The sequence below is a fragment of the Streptomyces sp. LS1784 genome, assembly GCF_020103755.1.
GTDB lineage: Bacteria > Actinomycetota > Actinomycetes > Streptomycetales > Streptomycetaceae > Kitasatospora.
The window spans coordinates 1-2,590 of sequence record NZ_JAHSQD010000843.1; the positions used below are offsets into that span (position 1 = coordinate 1).

Consider the following 2,590-nt stretch of genomic DNA (forward strand, 5'->3'; position numbering starts at 1 on the left):
CGGGGGCGGTGGGGCCCGGCAGCGCCGGGTGGCGGCCTGCGCGGCGCCGGCGGGCAGGGAGCGCACGGCCGCCGGTGCACGCGGGAGCTGGTGAGCGACCCGACACATTCACTCGAACGAGTTATCGAATATCTCTGGCGTGTTGACGCCTCGGCACGCCACGATGGACCCGGCCGAGCGGCGCCACCACACGCCGCCCGGTCGGCACCACGCCCAGCCCGCCGTCAGCCGTCCTGCTCGGACAGCTCCCGCCGGACCCGTTCGAACACCTCGTACATCTCCGACCCGAACAGCACGAACCGCACCTCCGCCAGCTCCGCCCCCGCCTCCGCGTCACCACCGTCCAGCACCTCCGCGACGGTGCCGAGCGCGATCCGGGCCGCGTCCGCCGGCGGCCAGCCGTAGATCCCGGCCGACACGGCCGGGAAGGCCACCGTGCGCGCGCCGAGCGCCGCCGCGGTGCGCAGCGACTCGCGATAGCAGGAGGCCAGCAGCTCCGCCCGCTCCTCGTACTCCTCCGCCCGGTACACCGGCCCGACGGTGTGCACCACCCACCGGGCCGGCAGCCGCCCGGCCGTCGTCGCCACCGCCCGACCGGTGGGGAGCCCCTTGCCCCAGTGCGAGGCCCGCAGCCGGCGGCACTCCTCCAGGATCTGCGGCCCGCCCCTGCGGTGGATCGCGCCGTCCACCCCGCCACCGCCCAGCAAGGACGAGTTGGCGGCGTTCACCACCGCGTCCACCGGCTGTTCCGTGATGTCACCCTCCACCAGGGTGATCCGTGCCACCATCTCCAGCTCCCTCCCCCGGGCCGCCCGGCCGCCGCCGGGACGGGAACCGAGTCGTCGTCCGAGTCCAGTCACCACACCGCCACCGGCGTGGCAATAACCACAACGGCGCCGGTCGGCCAGAGAAATCCCCGGAGATCACGTTATGGTCGCGAGAAGTTCCCCGACGCGCGGTGCCAGGCGGGCACTGCGGACGGACGCCGACCGTTACGCAGTCAGGGAAAGGGAGGAACCACCGATGCCCGCAACGGGAGACGGGCGGGCACCTGGTGCCGCGGACCTGGCGGGCGCCCATGGCGGCGCCCCCGTCGGTCATGCCCGCAACCGCGCCACGACCGGACCGGCCACGGCGGCTCCCCCGATACCCCACCCCCGCTCGCGGGCCGCGCACGCCTCCCACCCGTCCCACATCTCCGAGCCGGGAGGCCCTGCGGGGGCGGACGGGCCGGCCGACGACGCGCCGCTGCGGCTGCTGGTCATCGAGGACGACGCCTCGGACGCCCAGCTGATCAAGGCCGCGGCGGCCGACAGCGGCGCCTCGATCGAGATCCACTGGGCCCGTGGGCTGGACCAGGCCACCGAACTGCTCGCCCCGCCCGCGCCCTGGGCCCGGCGCGGGCGTTCCCGCACCCCCGAGTTCGGCTGCGTGCTGCTCGACCTCGCCGCGCCCGCCGACCTGCCGCACCCGTCCGACTCCTCGGACGGGCTGGAAGGCCTGCACGAGCTGCTCCGCCGGGCCCCGCACACCCCGGTCGTCGTGCTCACCGACGCCGCCGGAGCCGAACTCGGTGCGGCCGCCGTCGCGGCCGGCGCCCAGGACTTCCTGCTGAAGCACGAGACGGACGGCCCGTTGCTCGCCCGCGCCCTGCGCTACGCCGTCGAGCGCAAGCGCGCCGACGAGTCCCAGCGCCGCCTGGTCGAGGCGGAGTTGCGCGGCCAGGAGAACGCCCGCCTCCAGCGCCACCTGCTGCCCACCCCGCTGCTCGACGGCGCCGGGCTCTCCTTCACCCGGCGCTACCGCCCCGGCCGCCGCCGCGCACTGCTCGGCGGCGACTTCTACGACGCCGTGCGCACCGACGACGGCACCGTCCACGTCGTGATCGGCGACGTCTGCGGCCACGGCCCGGACGAGGCCGCGCTCGGTGTCGCGCTCCGGATAGCGTGGCGCACCCTGGTCTTCGCGGGCCTCACCGGCGAGGCCCTGCTCACCACCCTCCAGCACGTGCTGGAGCACGAGCGGCGCAGCGACGAGATCTTCGCGACGCTCTGCATGCTGGTCATCGAGCCCGCCGCCGACAGCGGCCGCGACTCGCCCGGCACCGGCGAGCGGGCCCGGCTCTACCTCGCCGGGCACCCGGCGCCGCTGCTGCTCGGCCGGGACCACGGGCCGATCACCCTGCCCGCCGACCTCGCCGGGCCCGCGCTCGGCCTGTTGCCGTGCCACGACGGGCAGGCCGCCTGGCCCGCCCACGAGGTCGAACTTCCGGCCGGCTGGCGGCTGTTGCTCTACACCGACGGACTGATCGAGGGCCGGGTCGGGGCCGGGTCGCGCCGGCTGGGCCAGGACGGGCTCGCGGACCTGGTCGGCGACCACCAGGCCGCCGGGCTGACCCGGGGGCGGCTGGTCGACAGCGCCATCGCCGAGGTCGAGGAGCTGAACGGCGGCGCGCTGACCGACGACGTCGCGGTGCTGCTGCTGGAGCGCAACCCGGTGCAGCTGATCCTGGGCTGACGGACGCACGGGCGAATACGTCGGCGAGCACGCGGGCGGGCGGACAACGCGGCGGCCCGGGTGGGTGAACTCC

At 75.8% G+C, this 2,590-nt stretch carries 2 protein-coding genes; one reads left to right on the forward strand and one right to left on the reverse strand.

The annotated features are described in order from the left end of the window. Positions 1 to 224: 224 nt before the first annotated feature. Entirely contained in the window at positions 225 to 788 is a 564-nt protein-coding gene (locus KS423_RS43240) for an O-acetyl-ADP-ribose deacetylase (RefSeq protein ID WP_224285170.1), read from the reverse strand. 235 nt (positions 789 to 1,023) lie between these two features. Here KS423_RS43240 and KS423_RS43245 point away from each other — a divergent pair, with 235 nt between their 5' ends. Then, entirely contained in the window at positions 1,024 to 2,517 is a 1,494-nt protein-coding gene (locus KS423_RS43245; RefSeq protein ID WP_224285171.1) for a PP2C family protein-serine/threonine phosphatase, read from the forward strand. The last annotated feature ends 73 nt before the right edge of the window (positions 2,518 to 2,590 follow it).